Below are 15164 nucleotides of genomic sequence, written 5' to 3' on the forward strand. Positions count from 1 at the left end.
TTATAGTCCGGGGCGGGAGAGACATCGGCTTGGGTGAATGCTCCGATAAAAACATGGAATCGACGGTGACGGATACGGATCCGTGGTGCCTGCGGCGGCTCGGGAAACCATGAAGCCTCCCGTTCGCATTGCCATCACGGGGGCCGCTGGCCAGATCGGCTACAGCCTGCTGTTCCGTATCGCCGCGGGCGACATGCTGGGCCGGGACCAGCCCTTGTTTCTGCAGCTGCTCGATATACCCCGGTCGCTGCCGACCCTGGAAGGGGTGATCATGGAACTGGAGGACTGCGCGTTTCCGCTGCTGGCGGGCGTCGTCGCCACTGCCGATCCGGAGATCGCCTTTCGCGATGTCGACATCGCCATGCTGGTGGGCGCGCGTCCACGCGACAAGGACATGGAGCGCAAGGATCTGCTGGGCGCGAACGGTGCCATTTTCGGTATCCAGGGCAAGGCCCTGGACAAGGCGGCGAGTCGCGACGTCAAGGTGCTGGTGGTGGGCAATCCCGCGAATACCAACGCCTGCATCGCGATGCGAAACGCTCCGGGTCTGAAGCCGGAGAATTTTTCTTCCATGATGCGGCTGGATCACAACCGTGCTCTGTGGCAGGTGGCGCACCGGGTAGGACGGCCGGTTTCCAGCATCCGCCGGATGATCGTGTGGGGGAACCATTCCGCGACCCAGTATCCCGACCTGCATCATCTGGAGATCGATGGCAGGAAGGTCTTTCTCGCGGTCGACGACCCCGCCTGGGTGGACAATTGTTTCATTCCCACCGTGCAGCAACGCGGCACGAGGGTGATCGAGAGGCGCGGCCTGTCGAGTGCCGCCAGCGCGGCGAACGCCGCGATCGAGCATATGCGCGACTGGATCTTCGGCACGCCGGAAAACGACTGGGTCTCCATGGGCGTACCCTCCGACGGCAGCTACGGCGTTCCGGAGGGAGTCGTCTATGGCTACCCGGTGACCTGCCGGAACGGCGCCTACGCGATCGTCCCCGGCCTGGAGATCGGCGACGCCAGCCGCTTGAAAATGCGCAAGGCCTATCTCGAACTGGTGGAGGAGCGCGACGCCGTCGACTACCTGCTGAGATAGCCGGGGGAGAAGGTGGACGCCTGTTCCGCCCCCCGGTGGATGCTTCTCAGGATGCGGGCGGCGGGGAATCCCCATCGCGCGGTTGCATGCCTGCCCGTTGCCTCCAATACGCCGGTATGTCGGGATGGTAGCGGCGCATGACGAGATTTGCGATCAGCGCGCTCCATCCCGTCTGGTGCGATGCGCCCAGTCCCTGGCCTGTCTCTCCGTGGAAGTACTCGTGGAACAGCAGCAGTTCGCGCCAGTGCGGATCGTTCTGGTACGGGCTGTCCGCGGCAAAGGCGGGGATCAATCCCGAGTCGTCGCGGCGGAAGAGGTCCGCCAGCCGCTCGGCCAACATGGTGGCGGCATACCTGAGCGTGATCTCGTAGCCGTTCAGGCAGGGTGCAGGAAAGGTGAATCCGTCGCCGAGGAAGCGGTGCATCTTTTCGATGGACTGCACCAGGAGGTAATTGGTGGGCATCCATACCGGGCCGCGCCAGTTCGAATTGCCGCCGAACATCGGGGAATCGGATTCGCCGGGCACGTAGTGGATGAATGCCTCGCCGACACCGGGGATGTGCGCAGGGTCGTGGTGCGTGGCATGGCGCTTGGAGACGCTGCGTACGCCATGCGGGGAGAGGAACTCCGCCTCGTCGAAGATGCGGGGAAGCATCTTCACGAGCATGGGTGCGGTGACCAGGGACAGCAGATGCTCGCCACGCTCGTTGGTGTGTACCGGGCAGGCACATACGATGCTGCCGTTGAACATGCCGCCTTTATGCCGCCACAACAGGGATTTGAAGCGAGGCCGGTTCTCGATCAGCCGCGCGTCCACGACCTCGCATGCGAACAGGGGGATGATCCCCACCCACGAGAACACGTCGATGCGGCTGACCGAGCCATCCGGCTGGATCATGAGGTCCTTGAAGAAGCCATCCGCTTCATCCCAGAGCGACACGTGGGAGCCGCCGTGACCGGCGATGGCATGACCGATCGCCAGAAACTGGCAATAGCACTGGACGGCGATGTCTTCGTAGGCCGGATCGTCCACCGCGATTTCCAGCGCGATCACGGTCAGCTGCAAGGAGAACATCGCCATCCATCCCGTGGCGTCGGACTGCTTCAGGGTATAGCCCGGGGGCAGAGGCCGTGACCGGTCGTAGACGGAGATATTGTCCAGTCCGAGGAATCCACCCTCGAAGATGTTGGTGCCGTCGGCATCCTTGCGGTTGACCCACCAGGTGTGGTTGAGCAGCAGCTTGTGCAGAACGCGCTTGAGGAAGGCGGTGTCGCCCGCGCCGCGCTGCACTCGTTCGGCGCGGAACGCCTTGAGGGCCGCCATGGCGTGCAAGGGGGGGTTGACGTTCCCGAACGACCACTCGTAGGCGGGAATCTGTCCGTTCGGGTGCAGGGAGGTTTCGCGCAGCAGCAGTTCGACCTGATCCTTGGCGAAATCCACGTCGATGAGCGCCAGCACCGCGCAGTGAAAGGCCAGATCCCACGCGGCGAACCAGGGGTATTCCCAGGTGTCCGGCATGGATATCACGTGATGGAGGCTGAAGTGCGGCCACTCATGGTTGCGTCCCCGCGCCCTGGAGGGCGGGGACGGCACGTCGTCCCCCTTCAGCCAGGCGGAGACGTCGTAGTGATAGAATTGTTTGTTCCATATCGTGCCTGCCAGGGCCTGGCGCAGAATGCGGTGATCCTGCGGACTGGTGCCGGGCAGCAGGTCCGCGTAGAAGATGTCGGCTTCCCCGCGGCGCAGCGAAAGCGTCGTGTCGTGTCTCTCGAACGGTTGCGCAAGGTGGCCATTCGAGAGCACGAGGTCCAGGACCCCGCTCGCGCCCGGCGCGAGCCGCAGCACATGAATCGCACCGCATTTCGTACCCTTCCGCTCCGGATCGACGGCCGTGTGTTCGTTCTCGACCAGATAGCGGTGGAATGCGTCCTTGACATAGGGCGAGGCGTCGGGTGTGCCCCACAGACGCTGGTGATGGGAGTCGTTCCCGGTGTAGACGACCTCAGCCTGCTGCCGTCCCCAGAGGCGATACGTTCCCAGCAGCGGGTGTTCCGCCTCCACCGCCCAGGCGGCGCCGCCGGCGGCCGGCAGGTCGCGCAGCTCCGGTTTCCGGCCGGGTCGCTGCGACCATGACCAGTCATTGCGGAACCACAGCTGCGGCACCAGCCACAGCACGGCCTCGTCCTCTCCCCGGTTGGCAGCGACGATGCGGATATGCAGCGTCTCGGGCGATGCCTTGGCGTAACTGATTTCCACATCCCAGTAGCGATCATCGGCGAATGCGCCGCTGTCGATCAGGCCGAAGGGCGGGTCGGTGCGGAGGCGCCGCGCGTTTTCCTCGATCAGCTGTGCATAGGGGAAGGCGCGCTGCGGGTACTTGTAGAGATAGCGCAGCCAGGCATGCGAAGGCGTGGCGTCGAGATAGAAGTAGCATTCCTTCACGTCCTCGCCGCGGTTGCCCTGCCGGTTGGTCAGGCCGAACGCGCGTTCCTTCAGCAGGGTATCCCTGCCGTTCCACAGCGCCAGGGCGAAGCAGAGCCTCTGTGCCTCGTCCGAGATGCCGCCCAGGCCGTCTTCATTCCAGCGATAGGCGCGGGAGCGGGATTGCTCGTGATCGAAGTACTCCCAGGCGGCCCCGTTCGGGCTGTAGTCCTCGCGCACGGTCCCCCAGGCGCGCTCCGCCAGGTAGGGTCCCCACAGGCGCCAGTTCTCGTAGCCTGTCCTCTGGTGCTCGAGGCGCTGCTGCTCCGCGTTCAATGGAGCGCGCACGCCGGATTCCTCGCACGGGGTGTGCAACTGGCCTGGTCCGCCCCGCTCCCGTCCAGCGGGCGGACGACCTTGCGGTGCGGCAGGAAACTCGGCGGCTGTCCGATGCTCATGGGTGTCATCCATCCGCGGGTCTGCGGGGCGCCGGCATCTTTTCCAGATGGGGTGCGATCATCTGCAGCAGCTGGGCGAAGATTCTGGGGTTGCCGGCCAGCAGGTTGCCGGTCTGCATGTGCGTCGCATTTCCTTCGAGGTCGCCCAGCAGCCCTCCCGCTTCCGTGATGAGCAGGCAGCCCGCGGCGATGTCCCATGGGGACAGCCCCATTTCCCAGAAGCCATCATAACGCCCGGCAGCCAGATAGGCGAGGTCCAGCGCAGCGGAGCCGGGGCGGCGAATTCCTGCGACCTTGGGCATGATGTCCTGGAATATGGCAAGATAGGCCGGCGCGTGCGAGAATTCCCGGAAAGGGAAGCCGGTGCCGATCAGGCAGTCACCCAGCTGCGCGCGCTTGCTCACACGCAGGCGGCGATCGTTGAGGTAGGCGCCCTGGCCACGGCTGGCGGTGAACAATTCGTTGGCCGAGGGATTGTATACCACCCCCTGGGTCGGCACACCGCGGTGCATCAGCGCGATGGAGACCGAGTAGTGCGGAAAGCCGTGGAGGAAATTGGTGGTACCGTCGAGCGGGTCGATGATCCACTGATACTCCGATGTGCCTCGTGCCCCGCTCTCCTCTGCTAGAATCGAGTGATCAGGGTAGGCGCCCAGCAGCACCTTGATGATGGCTTCCTCCGCGGCGCCGTCGACCTCGCTGACGAAGTCGTTGTGCGCCTTGCGCGATACCTGCAGCAGATCGAGATTCTGTGCGGCGCGGTTGATGATGCTGCCGGCACGGCGTGCGGCCTTGACCGCGGTGGTGAGCATGGGATGCATGGCGTGTGGATCCGGAAATTGAATGATTCGATCGGGCCATCTGGCCTTGGAAGAAGGCGGCAGGTCCGGGCGATTGTCCGGATTTTAGTATGAATCGCTCGGATCCGCTCGACAATGTCCGCATCGTATTGAGTCACCCCAGCCATCCGGGCAATATCGGGGCCGTGGCACGCGCCATGAAAACGATGGGCCTGGAATCGCTCTATCTCGTCAATCCCCGGATCTTTCCCGACAAGGAGGCCGAGGTCCGCGCTGCCGGCGCGTGGGACATACTGAACCATGCCAGGGTGTGCGAGGAGCTGGATGAGGCACTGGGCGGCACGGTGCTGGCGGCGGCGGTTACCGCGCGCATCCGGGACCTTTCCCATGAGGCTTTCGACGCCCGCTCGGGTGTCCATGAGTTATGCCGGTATGCAGGTCAGGGGCCGGTCGCGCTGGTCTTCGGCACCGAAATGTCCGGCCTGACCACGGCGGAGGTCAGCCGCTGCCAGATCGTGGTGCACATTCCGGCAAACCCGGGCTATTCCTCGCTCAATCTCGCCAGTGCCGTCCAGGTCATGGCCTACGAAGTGCGCATGGCCTTGTCGTCGCCGCTGCTGCCGCTGCCGCCGACTGGTGCGGCAGCGGATTTCGACGAGGTCGAGCGGCTTCTGCATCATCTGGAGCGGGTTGCGATCGCCAGTGATTTTCTGGATCCCGGGGAGCCCAGACGACTCATGCAGCGGATGCGCCGACTGTTCGCGCGTGCGCGCCTGGACAAGGATGAGGTGAATATCCTGCGCGGCATGCTGAATGCCGTCGAGAAACGAATGGAGGCGAACCGCAAGCCATCCGGACAACGAAGGGGATGAGACGCGGATCCCTCTCCCGCCGCCATGGAGTTGATCCATGTCAATTCTTGCGTATTCGGGCAGCAAAATAGTTGACTGAAATGAGGGGACTTTATATACTTGACAAACATTGTCGGGTATTCGGGCGGCCATTCCGAGCGGAGTTCCCGTTCATTTCACATCGACTTTCGTCGATAGACACGAGAATCAAGGAGTACAACATGCGATTGACGACCAAGGGGCGCTTCGCGGTGACGGCGATGATCGATCTCGCCCTGCATGGCGAGCAAGGGCCTGTCACGCTGGCGGGCATCAGCGAGCGCCAGAAGATTTCCCTCTCCTATCTGGAGCAATTGTTCGGGAAATTGCGGCGCAACAGACTGGTGGTCAGCGTGCGCGGACCCGGGGGAGGGTATCGCCTGGCGAGGCCGATGGGCGAGATATCCGTGGTGGATATCATTCTGGCGGTGGATGAGCCCATCGACGCAACGCAGTGCGGGGGGAAGGAAAACTGCTACAATGACCAGCGCTGCATGACCCACGATCTGTGGGTCAGCCTGAACATCCGGATACGAGATTATCTTGCCATGGTCACTCTGGAAGAACTGGCAGCGAATCCGAAGGTGAAGGATATCGCGGTATTGCAGGACATGAGGGTGCGCAGCGAATCCGTTGAGATCGTCGCGGCGTGACCCGGCGACATGGCGGTTCGGTACGCAGGGGGATCGCGCCATGAGAAGGCGCTGCCATGGGTATGAATGACGCCTTGGACGTCTATTTCGATCATAATGCCACCACGGCGGTGGATGGCAGGGTCTGGGGCGCGATGCTGCCCTATTTCCAGACGAAATTCGGCAATCCCTCCAGCCGCCATGCATATGGCATGGAGGCGCGCAAGGCCGTCAACCTGGCGCGTGAACAGGTGGCGGAGGCCGTGGGCGTGCAACCCGCGCAGGTGATTTTCACCAGCGGCGGATCGGAAGCCAACAACCTGTTCATCAGGGGTGCGGCCGGTTATCTGAAGCCTTCCCGTATCGTCGTCAGCGCGATCGAGCACCCGTGCGTGATGCGGGCGGCCCAGGAACTGGGTCGCGGAACGGGCGAAAAGTGGGAGGTACATCGCCTGCGGGTGGATGCCCTGGGTCAGGTCGATGCAGTGGATTTCGACGCTGCGGTGGCGCAGCGTCGTCCCGGTCTGGTATCCGTGATGCTGGCGAACAACGAGACCGGTGTCATCCAGGATGTGGCGGCGATCGGGGAAAGAGCAAGGGCATGCGGCGCATGGATGCATACCGATGCGGTACAGGCATTCGGCAAGATCGCCGTGGATTTCTCCGCGCTCAACGTCCACGCCATGACGCTCTCGGCTCACAAGATCCAAGGTCCCAAGGGTGCCGCCGCATTGGTCATGGACAAGCGACTGCTGCTCAGGCCCCTCATCTTCGGAGGAGGGCATGAGAACGGGTTGCGCTCGGGGACGGAGAACGTGCCTGCCATCGTCGGATTCGGAGTGGCCTGCGAGTTGGCAAGGGGCCGATTGATGCAGGAGGGCTCACGCATCGCGTCCCTGCGGGCCCGGCTGGAGCAGGGACTGATCGGGAGAGGGGCCACGATCTTCGGGCTGGGCGCGCCACGCCTGCCCAATACCTGCTATTTTGCGATACCGGGTGTCGAGGGCGATACTCTGGTGGTCCGTCTCGACAAGGCCGGGTTTGCAGTGGCAAGCGGTGCCGCATGTTCGAGCGTGACCCCCGGCCAGAGCCATGTGCTCGAGGCCATGGGCGTGGATCCGATGCTGGCCCGCTGCGCGGTGCGCATCAGCCTGGGTAGCGACAATACGCTGGTTCAGGTGGAGGCATTCCTGACGACACTGGAAAGTGTGGTCAGGGAGCTCGAGCATGTGGGCAAGGTTGCGCTCTAACCCGGACAGAGGAGTCATTCAAGTTGGCACGACCCAATTTCCAGTATGAGAAGCGTCAGAGGGACCTTCTCAAAAAGAAGAAGCAGGAAGAAAAAAGACAGCGCAAGCTGGACAGGGACAAGCCGCAGCCCATCGAATCCCCGAATCCGGATCCGGACGGGCAGGTTCCAGGAGCTCCCCAAGACACCTGAGGGCGGTGTCGAGTCCGGCGCGATTCCGAGGCGCGGGCCACGACCTGCAGCGTACCGAGAGCATGATCATCTCCGCGACCCCCCGGCGTGGGCTCGTCAGGCTGACCTACATCATCTACCTGCTGCATGCCTTCAGCATCGTCATGGGCATGTTGGGCCCGGCGTTCATCGTCACGGCCTTCCTGACCGGTTGGCCTTCCATCATCGCGGTGCTCATCAATTATGCAAAGCGTGCCGATGTGCGCGGGACCTATCTGGATTCGCATTTCAGCTGGCAGGTGCGCACGTTCTGGTATACCCTGCTCTGGGTGGTGGTTGCGGCAGCGCTGTTCGTCACCGTGATCGGTATCGTGCCTGCCTACATCGTGGCAGTGGGCGCGGGTGTCTGGGTGCTCTATCGCATTGTTCGCGGCTGGGTGGCTCTCAACGAAGGCAGGCCCCTTGCGGGCTGATCTTTTTTCCGTTTATTTCAACAATTCGGTTTCGTTGCGGAACATTTTCCGTCGGAAGCTGGTCAAAATGTGCTTTACCCATATGAACATCAGTGTTTTTGCCTGCCGTGGTGCAGGGAAATGTGCTGGGCTGGATTCAACACATTTCGCAGTTCTCCAACAATAGCTCTTATGTGCGTCGCCGTACAGTCGAGATGATCAACTTGGTTTATGATAGCGATGTCGCTGCATTTTCGGGGTTCCGCCAGACGCCGTGTAATTTGTGGGGTAGGACGGACCGGTCGCGGCGACGTATGAGTGAAAAATGGAGATATGGGTTCGAATTTCAGGAGATAGACATGAGTGCAGATCAAGATAAGAACAATAAGGGAAAGTACAGCAAACGTGGTTTCGCTTCCATGGACAAGGAAAAGCAGCGGGCGATCGCCAGCAAGGGTGGAAAGGCCGCACATGCGAAAGGAACCGCCCATCGCTTCACCCCTGAGGAAGCCAGCCTGGCAGGTTATAAGGGAGGGATCGCTCAGAGAAAGAAGAAGCAGGCGGTGGAAGCGTCCATCCAGGCTGAGAAGAGCCCTCGGGCCAGGAAGCAGTAAACAGCCCTCTCCGTGCGCAGTATGGGTGGTGGTGGGGCGACCGGGAAATCCTGATGGAAGAGGATCTTCTCCTGCCGCCTCGCGATACGCCCCGTAGGTGCGCTTCTTGCCTCCATGGAGTCTGGGGCTCCATGGAGGCAAGAAGCGGCCGTCAATCCGGATGCCGGAGATCGAAGGAAGGCTCGTTCCCGGACCAGTTCCCCATGGCTTCGCCAAAGCGGACGGCCTGACCGCGCATCCATAACGGATTGAGCGTCATTCCGTTCCGGGGGAACAGCGTCACGACCGTCGAGCCCAGCAGGAACCGGCCCATTTCCTCCCCCTTGTCGAATACCAGCCCTCGTGTCTCGTAGCGCCATTCGCGGGTCTGCCCGGAGCGCGGGGCGTTCACGACGCCATGCCATGTCGTGGCGATGCTGCCCACGATGGTAGCTCCTACCAGTACCAGCGCAAACGGCCCGTGCCCGGTATCGAATACACAGACGACGCGCTCGTTGCGTGCGAACAGACGGGGTACGCCTCGCACCGTCCCGGGGTTGACCGAGAACAGCGCCCCGGGAATGTAGATCATGCGGGTCAGCTGTCCACTGCACGGCATGTGCACCCGGTGGTAGTCCCTCGGGCTGAGATAGAGGGTGGTGAAATGGCCGTCATGAAATTTCTCGGCCAGGTTGTGGTCGCCCCCCACCAGCGCTGTCACCGAGTAGTTCCGTCCCTTGGCCTGGATGATGCGGTCCCTGCAAATGACGCCCAGCTGGCTGATGGTGCCGTCGACCGGGCAGACGTGGCTGGTTTGGGCGATAGGGCGGGTTTCCGGTCGCAGCGCCCGGGCAAAGAAATCGTTGAAGGTCCGATAGCTGTGGATATCGCCATTGATCGCTTCACGCATGTCCACGTCGTAGTGCTCGATGAACCGCCGGATGGCGAAGGTGGTGAGCCTGCCGGCATTCGCCTTGGCGAATCTGCCTGCCAACTCGGTCAGGGCCTGCTTGGGCAGCAGATACTGGGGGAATACGGAAAGGGCGTTCAGCACGCGGGATACCTCGGGACGAAGCGATAGAAAGGAATTATAAAGGTTGGCGCGAATTAAGTCTCGGCTTGGCCGTTCCCACCTGTCCCACGACCTCCGTCCACCGCAAGGCGGTGCGTCAGGGGAATCTCCCGCCGTCGCGTTTGCTCCTCCTGCCACTGCAGTTCCCACATGCGGGCATAGGCACCCTGGGCGGCAAGCAGCCCGTGATGAGTGCCGCGCTCGACGATGCGGCCCTGGCTCATCACCAGAATCTGGTCGGCATCCGCGATGGTGGACAGACGATGGGCGATGGTCAGGGTGGTGCGATCGGTGGCGATGCGCTTCAATTCCGTCTGGATGGCCCTTTCCGAACTGGAATCCAGCGCCGAGGTAGCCTCGTCGAAGATCAGCAGGGCAGGGCTTTTCAACAGTGCGCGCGCGATCGCCACACGCTGCTTCTCTCCTCCGGACAGTTTGAGCCCGCGCTCGCCGACCGGGGTCAGATAGCCATCCGGCAGGCTTTCGATGAAATCGTGGATGTGCGCGGCGCGCGCGGCTTCGATCACTTCGTCGTGGCTGGCATGGGGTCGTCCGTAGGCGATGTTGTAATAGATGCTGTCGTTGAACAGGACGGTATCCTGTGGAACGATGCCTACGGCGTTGCGCAGGCTTCGCTGAGTCACGTTGCTGATGTCCTGTCCGTTGATCAGAATGCGCCCCCGGGTGACGTCGTAGAAGCGGAACATCAGCCGCGCCAGGGTCGATTTGCCGGAACCGCTGTGACCCACCACGGCCACGTTGCCTCCCGCGGGGATGGCGAAGCTGATATCGAACAGGATCTGGCGATCGGACTCGTAGCCGAAACTCACGTTTTCGAAGCGAACCGCCGCATCGCCCGGGACGAGATCGACCGCTCCCGGCCGATCGCTGACTTCCGCGTGCTCGGCCAGCAAGCCGAACATCTTTTCCATATCCGCCAGGGAATGCTTGATTTCACGGTAGACGAACCCAAGAAAGTGCAGCGGCATATACAGTTGCAGCATGAATGCATTGATCAGCACCAGGTCACCCAGGGTCATGCTGCCCTGGACCACCCCATCGGCTGCCAGCCACAGCAGCAGGGTCACCCCCACCGCGATGATGGCGCTTTGTGCCGAATTGAGTGCGGCGAGCGACGTCTGGTTGCGCACCGCGGCGATTTCCCATTGCTGCAGGTGGGTATCGTAGCGTTGCGTTTCCCAGGCTTCGTTGGCGAAGTACTTGACCGTTTCGTAGTTCAGCAGGCTGTCGACGGCCTGGGTGTTGGCCTTGGAATCCATGTCGTTCATGGTGCGGCGAAAGATCATGCGCCACTCGGTGACGATCAGGGTGAGTGCGATATAGGCGGCAAGCGTCGAGAAGACGATCACCGAGAACCAGGCATCGTATCGGGACAGGAGGATGGCCGCCACCAGCCCGATCTCCAGCAGGGTCGGCAGGATGTTGAACAGCATGAAATTGAGCAGGAACGAGATGCCCCGGGTGCCGCGCTCGATATCGCGCGACACGCCGCCTGTCTGCCGTGCCAGATGGAAGCGCAGCGAAAGCATGTGCAAGTGCTCGAATACCTGGATCGCCACGCGGCGGATCGCGCGCTGCGTCACCTTGGCGAATATGGCGTCGCGCAGTTCTCCGAACAGCGTGCTGCACAGGCGCAGGGCCCCATAGCCGATCAGCAGCAGGAGCGGCAGGGCGAGCATGTCCTTCGGCTGGTCCAGCGCATCGACGATCTCCTTGAGGATCATCGGTACCGCGACGCTGGCCAGCTTGGCCAGCGTCAGAAGCAGCAGGGCAGCGGCAACCCTGAGCTTGAATTCCCACAGATAGGGCAGCAGGGTGCGCAGGGTCTGCCAGTCGGCCCGCCTGACCGGCGGTCTTTGTGGATGGATGGAGTGCATCATGCTTAAAGGTACGGGGAGATCGACGCCATCCACTCGAATGCGGCTACGGGGGACGCGCGTCTTTCCGGGGGGATGGAGCGCTGCTTTCAAGGGGATCGAACCCCGTTCCCGAGGCCGCTTCTCCCGTTCCGCTCCGCCAGGATCGGTGGATTCACGCTTCCGCACGACCCAAAACCGCAAAGTATAGCGTGATTTTCCGATTTCATTCCGACGCCTCTGCGGCAGGGATGCAGGGATCTTGCATTCATGCCGCAGTGCGTGAAAAATGGAGGGTGAATGCTCGCATCCACTCGAATCGGATCGGGCGTTTCTGGCATTTTCGGGCAGTTTCAGGATCTCCGGGAGGGTCGAACATGGAAATCACCTGCTACCGCGATGATGAAGTGGGGCATGAGGCCCGCCACCTGCCGGCGGAGACCTACAATCTTGCCGTCACGCTGCTGGCTCGTTGCGCCACCGGCAATCTGTTCGTCCCGATCCGTGCCATGCAATACCTGGCGATACTGGACGCGGAGGAGTTCGTGTTTCTGGGCAGTGCGCGCAAGTGCTGGATCGACATCGCGTGGCGAAAGTTTCAAGCGCGCAGTCGCAGCGCCCTCGATCAGCCGGTACGCTACGATGCGGTGTACTATCGTCCCGATGCGGCGGAGATCATGCGGCGCCTGCAGACGGAATTTCCTCGCGCGCTGCAAACCCTGGCGGGGAGAGCCAAATTCGAGGGACCGGGGAAGGTGCTGACGTTTCCCACGGTTGCAACGAAAGGGTGACTTGATCCGTGGGTCAATCCTCGTCTTTCAGTTCCGCGTTCCAGCCGCACCGCCTGGCGTTGTCGATGGCCTCGGAATAGATCCGCGCGTGCCGCTGCCGCAGGGCATCGGACAGGCGGCTGGGAAGATGTGCGTAAGGCTCCCACGCGGCGTACACCTTCTCGTACAGATTCTGTATCTGCGCGGCGTCCCATCCGGCGCAGGTCTCCGATTCGGGCAGGATGCCGAATACCCGGGCATCGAGGATCATGCGTCCGATGTGCGTCAGGCCGCCATTCTCGTCCTGGTCTAGCCCCGCATAGTGCTGTTTCATCATCGTGTCAATCCTGCATAAAGTACCGGGAGTTTCTCCGGTAATCGTTCCACATGGTCGACGACCATGTAGTTTCGGGCACCGAAGATGCGCGACACGTACTGGTCCGCACGCGGGTCCAGGCTCATGCAATAGGTGACGATGCCGTGGCGGCCTGCCTCCTCCACGGCCTTGCGGGTATCGTAGCGCAGATACTGGGGATCGCGCACGTCCACGTCCGCAGGTTCGCCATCGGTGATCACCAGCAGCAGCTTCCTGGATGACTTCTGCAGCCCGAGGGCATGGCTGGCATGGCGGATCGCCGCCCCCATGCGCGTGGAGAGCTGTCCGGTCATGCCGGCCAGCCGGGCCTTGGGCCTCTCGTCGTAGGCCTGATCGAAGTCCTTGTAGCGATAGTACTCGACGTGGTGCCGTCCATCCGAGCAGAAGCCGTGTATGGCGAAGGGGTCGCCGATCCTGGCGATGGCGTCCGCCAGGAGTACCGTGGCCTGGCGGGTCAACTCGAGCACGGTGTGTTCCTGCCCGGCTACTTTCTCGTTGGTGGATTCGGACAGATCCAGCAACACCAGCACCGAGATGTCGCGGACCTTCCTGACCGAACGCATCATGATGCGCGGATCCGGCTGCAATCCCATGCGCATGTCCACGATCGAGGCGATGGCGGCGTTGATGTCGATCTCGTCGCCGTCTTCCAGCTTGCGGATACGGCGCACGCCTTGCGGCTGCATCGCGTCGAGCAGGAATTTCATGCGCGAGATCTCGCGCCGGTAGCGCGCGGCGATGTCGTCGATGAGCGCCATGTCGCCCAGCTTGGCCCGTTTTTCCTGCACGGTGGCCCAGGCCGGGCGTTCGAGCTGGATCTGGTAGTCCCACTCCGAGTAGTGGCACGGCTGGATCGGCGGTTCCCTGCCCTCGGACGCGTTGTAGGACACGCCGTTGTCCTCATACGGGAAGAATTCCGTTCCCATGACCCAGATTTCCTGGGCGTCGTCCCCTGCGCCTTCGACTTCCACCTCGTTGGCGAGCTCCATGGGGCTGACGTACTTGCGTACCTGCCTGTCCTTCTCGTACCCGGCTGCGAGCGACTGCTCGAGATCGAATTCCTCGAATTCCCAGAAATACCGGTTGTCGTCGCGATAGGGCGCGCTCAGCTGGTCGGTGCGGGGATTGAAGGGAATCCCCTTGTGCCTGAGGGAGTGGGCGAGCTGTACCCCGATGTCCCATGAGAGCTGGTGGCTGCCGAGCCGGTCCTGTGCCTGGGCGAAGTGCAGGCGGCCGGCGGCCACCCATGGGTCATCGTCCCGATAGCCCGGATCCAGCAGCGCGCGCGCCAGGCGGTCGAGATGGTGTCCGACGCTGGCATTCATCTCCGGCGTCGCGGTGTGCAGCGCCGACCAGAGCGGGCGCAGGCCCGGGAAGCGCCGGATCGCAAGGGCCTCGACGCGCGCATCCTCGATCACCGAGATGACCGCCATCTGCAGGGGATTCAGCGCCTCCGCGGAGATGGGGTGCTTCGTCTCCACCAGGTGGGCGGCCGCATGGGCGGCCGCGGCCCGGTAGATCTCGGCGGCGGCGATGTCCCCGAATGCGTCGTAGGCATCCGGCAGGTGGATCTGGTACTGCTCGATGTAGGGCCGGTAGCCCTCGCGCGTCTCGAAATCGCCGGACGTGGGCCTCATGAAGAAATCCCGGCCCCACAATGCCCGCAGATACAGGTTGATGCGGCGCTGCACGTCGACGAAGAGAGTGCCCTTGCGCTCCTTCTGCATCATCGCCTGCGACTCCTTGGAGTCGAGTCCGAAGTACCGTACCTGTTCCTCGTAGCTGGTACGGTAGGCGTGTGCGCCCCACAGGGCCCAGCGGCGCAGGCCACCCAGGGTCAGCTGGCCGAGCAGCACGTCCAGCTTGTCCAGCATGGGGCGCACGCCACGTGGCGCCTGGGCCACGAGGATGCCAAGGAACTGGAGGTAATTCTGGAACAGATGGGCGTCTCCCAGCCGTTTCGCTGCCGTCGGCGCGGTTGCGAGGATGAGCTCGATCACCGCGCCCGAGGTCTTCGAGGCCAGCACCAGCGTCGAGGTCGCCAGATCCGCCACCACGTCCTCGCCCACCTCCTTGGCCACCTGCGGTGTTTCACCGATCCATGCGTCCACTGGTCCGCGCCCGCGTCCCAGGCTCTTCAGCGCGACGATGCCCTTGAGGTAATTGTCAATCCCGCGGGGAGAGAAGATCTTGACCACATCCGGCCAGATGGTCCGCAGCAGCGCAGCGGACTCCGGCTCCAGGTTCTCCAGGAGCTCCGAGCAGTCGTCGAGATGGACGCTCATGTGCCGGATATCTCGCGCGTGCCG

At 62.8% G+C, this 15164-nt stretch carries 14 protein-coding genes; 7 read left to right on the forward strand and 7 right to left on the reverse strand.

The window, feature by feature from the left end; all coding sequences use genetic code 11:
* Positions 1–109: 109 nt before the first annotated feature.
* Complete coding sequence (locus tag BT108_RS06345; protein ID WP_072293701.1) at positions 110–1093, forward strand: malate dehydrogenase; 984 nt, start codon at positions 110–112, stop codon at positions 1091–1093.
* A 46-nt stretch (positions 1094–1139) separates the two neighbouring features.
* On the opposite strand, the gene BT108_RS06350 is transcribed toward BT108_RS06345, so the two are convergent.
* Genes BT108_RS06350 through BT108_RS06355 form a run of 3 tightly spaced genes read right to left on the reverse strand, consistent with a single transcriptional unit; the run spans position 1140 to position 4794 of the window.
* Complete coding sequence (locus BT108_RS06350; RefSeq protein WP_072293702.1) at positions 1140–3863, reverse strand: MGH1-like glycoside hydrolase domain-containing protein; 2724 nt, start codon at positions 3861–3863, stop codon at positions 1140–1142.
* A complete protein-coding gene (locus tag BT108_RS14140) occupies positions 3848–3973 on the reverse strand; it encodes a hypothetical protein (protein WP_255369639.1) in 126 nt (41 codons plus the stop codon). The genes BT108_RS06350 and BT108_RS14140 overlap by 16 nt, the downstream gene beginning before the upstream one ends.
* Before the next feature lie 5 nt (positions 3974–3978).
* The gene (locus tag BT108_RS06355; protein ID WP_072293703.1) at positions 3979–4794 is read right to left on the reverse strand and encodes an inositol monophosphatase family protein; all 816 of its coding nucleotides are present in this window, start codon (positions 4792–4794) and stop codon (positions 3979–3981) included.
* A gap of 89 nt (positions 4795–4883) precedes the next feature.
* Between BT108_RS06355 and BT108_RS06360 the strand changes: the two genes are divergently transcribed.
* The 5 genes from BT108_RS06360 to BT108_RS14145 all read left to right on the forward strand — a co-directional run bounded on the left by BT108_RS06360 (position 4884) and on the right by BT108_RS14145 (position 8781).
* Positions 4884–5645: an RNA methyltransferase gene (locus tag BT108_RS06360; RefSeq protein WP_072293704.1), complete on the forward strand. Its 762-nt coding sequence runs from the start codon at positions 4884–4886 to the stop codon at positions 5643–5645.
* Positions 5646–5845: 200 nt separating this feature from the next.
* Positions 5846–6316 carry a Fe-S cluster assembly transcription factor gene (locus BT108_RS06365; protein ID WP_072293705.1) on the forward strand — a complete coding sequence of 157 codons (471 nt, stop codon included), beginning with the start codon at positions 5846–5848 and terminating at the stop codon, positions 6314–6316.
* 62 nt (positions 6317–6378) lie between these two features.
* A complete protein-coding gene (locus BT108_RS06370) occupies positions 6379–7545 on the forward strand; it encodes a cysteine desulfurase family protein (RefSeq protein ID WP_143142418.1) in 1167 nt (388 codons plus the stop codon).
* 253 nt (positions 7546–7798) lie between these two features.
* Entirely contained in the window at positions 7799–8188 is a 390-nt protein-coding gene (locus BT108_RS06375; protein WP_072293766.1) for a DUF4870 family protein, read from the forward strand.
* Between the two features lie 92 nt (positions 8189–8280).
* Positions 8281–8781: a KGG domain-containing protein gene (locus BT108_RS14145; RefSeq protein ID WP_255369640.1), complete on the forward strand. Its 501-nt coding sequence runs from the start codon at positions 8281–8283 to the stop codon at positions 8779–8781.
* Between the two features lie 151 nt (positions 8782–8932).
* On the opposite strand, the gene asd is transcribed toward BT108_RS14145, so the two are convergent.
* Together asd and BT108_RS06390 are read right to left on the reverse strand one after the other, a co-directional pair.
* Positions 8933–9814, reverse strand: a complete 882-nt coding sequence (gene asd, locus BT108_RS06385) for an archaetidylserine decarboxylase (protein WP_072293708.1) — start codon at positions 9812–9814, stop codon at positions 8933–8935.
* Positions 9815–9867: 53 nt separating this feature from the next.
* On the reverse strand, positions 9868–11730 hold the full coding sequence (locus BT108_RS06390) for an ABCB family ABC transporter ATP-binding protein/permease (RefSeq protein ID WP_072293767.1): 1863 nt from the start codon (positions 11728–11730) through the stop codon (positions 9868–9870).
* A 356-nt stretch (positions 11731–12086) separates the two neighbouring features.
* On the opposite strand from BT108_RS06390, the gene BT108_RS06395 reads away from it, so the two are divergent.
* Positions 12087–12500 (forward strand): hypothetical protein, encoded by a 414-nt coding sequence (locus BT108_RS06395; protein ID WP_072293709.1) that lies wholly within the window; start codon positions 12087–12089, stop codon positions 12498–12500.
* A 13-nt stretch (positions 12501–12513) separates the two neighbouring features.
* Here BT108_RS06395 and BT108_RS06400 read toward each other — a convergent pair whose 3' ends face one another.
* Together BT108_RS06400 and BT108_RS06405 are read right to left on the reverse strand one after the other, a co-directional pair.
* Positions 12514–12816, reverse strand: a complete 303-nt coding sequence (locus BT108_RS06400) for a hypothetical protein (RefSeq protein ID WP_072293710.1) — start codon at positions 12814–12816, stop codon at positions 12514–12516.
* A complete protein-coding gene (locus BT108_RS06405; protein WP_072293711.1) occupies positions 12813–15140 on the reverse strand; it encodes a nitric oxide reductase activation protein NorD in 2328 nt (775 codons plus the stop codon). Before BT108_RS06405 ends, BT108_RS06400 begins: the two co-directional genes overlap by 4 nt.
* Positions 15141–15164: the final 24 nt, after the last annotated feature.

The organism is Nitrosovibrio sp. Nv17 (assembly GCF_900119085.1).
Classification (GTDB): domain Bacteria; phylum Pseudomonadota; class Gammaproteobacteria; order Burkholderiales; family Nitrosomonadaceae; genus Nitrosospira.

What these genes read in the sequence shown, in the direction of transcription:
- BT108_RS06345 (WP_072293701.1), top strand. Translation starts at nt 110, where the DNA reads ATGAAGCCTCCCGTTCGCATTGCCATCACGGGGGCCGCTGGCCAGATC.
- BT108_RS14140 (WP_255369639.1), bottom strand. Translation starts at nt 3,973, where the DNA reads ATGAGCATCGGACAGCCGCCGAGTTTCCTGCCGCACCGCAAGGTCGTC.
- BT108_RS06355 (WP_072293703.1), bottom strand. Translation starts at nt 4,794, where the DNA reads ATGCATCCCATGCTCACCACCGCGGTCAAGGCCGCACGCCGTGCCGGC.
- BT108_RS06360 (WP_072293704.1), top strand. Translation starts at nt 4,884, where the DNA reads ATGAATCGCTCGGATCCGCTCGACAATGTCCGCATCGTATTGAGTCAC.
- BT108_RS06365 (WP_072293705.1), top strand. Translation starts at nt 5,846, where the DNA reads ATGCGATTGACGACCAAGGGGCGCTTCGCGGTGACGGCGATGATCGAT.
- BT108_RS06370 (WP_143142418.1), top strand. Translation starts at nt 6,379, where the DNA reads ATGAATGACGCCTTGGACGTCTATTTCGATCATAATGCCACCACGGCG.
- BT108_RS06375 (WP_072293766.1), top strand. Translation starts at nt 7,799, where the DNA reads ATGATCATCTCCGCGACCCCCCGGCGTGGGCTCGTCAGGCTGACCTAC.
- BT108_RS06390 (WP_072293767.1), bottom strand. Translation starts at nt 11,730, where the DNA reads ATGCACTCCATCCATCCACAAAGACCGCCGGTCAGGCGGGCCGACTGG.
- BT108_RS06395 (WP_072293709.1), top strand. Translation starts at nt 12,087, where the DNA reads ATGGAAATCACCTGCTACCGCGATGATGAAGTGGGGCATGAGGCCCGC.
- BT108_RS06400 (WP_072293710.1), bottom strand. Translation starts at nt 12,816, where the DNA reads ATGATGAAACAGCACTATGCGGGGCTAGACCAGGACGAGAATGGCGGC.
- BT108_RS06405 (WP_072293711.1), bottom strand. Translation starts at nt 15,140, where the DNA reads ATGAGCGTCCATCTCGACGACTGCTCGGAGCTCCTGGAGAACCTGGAG.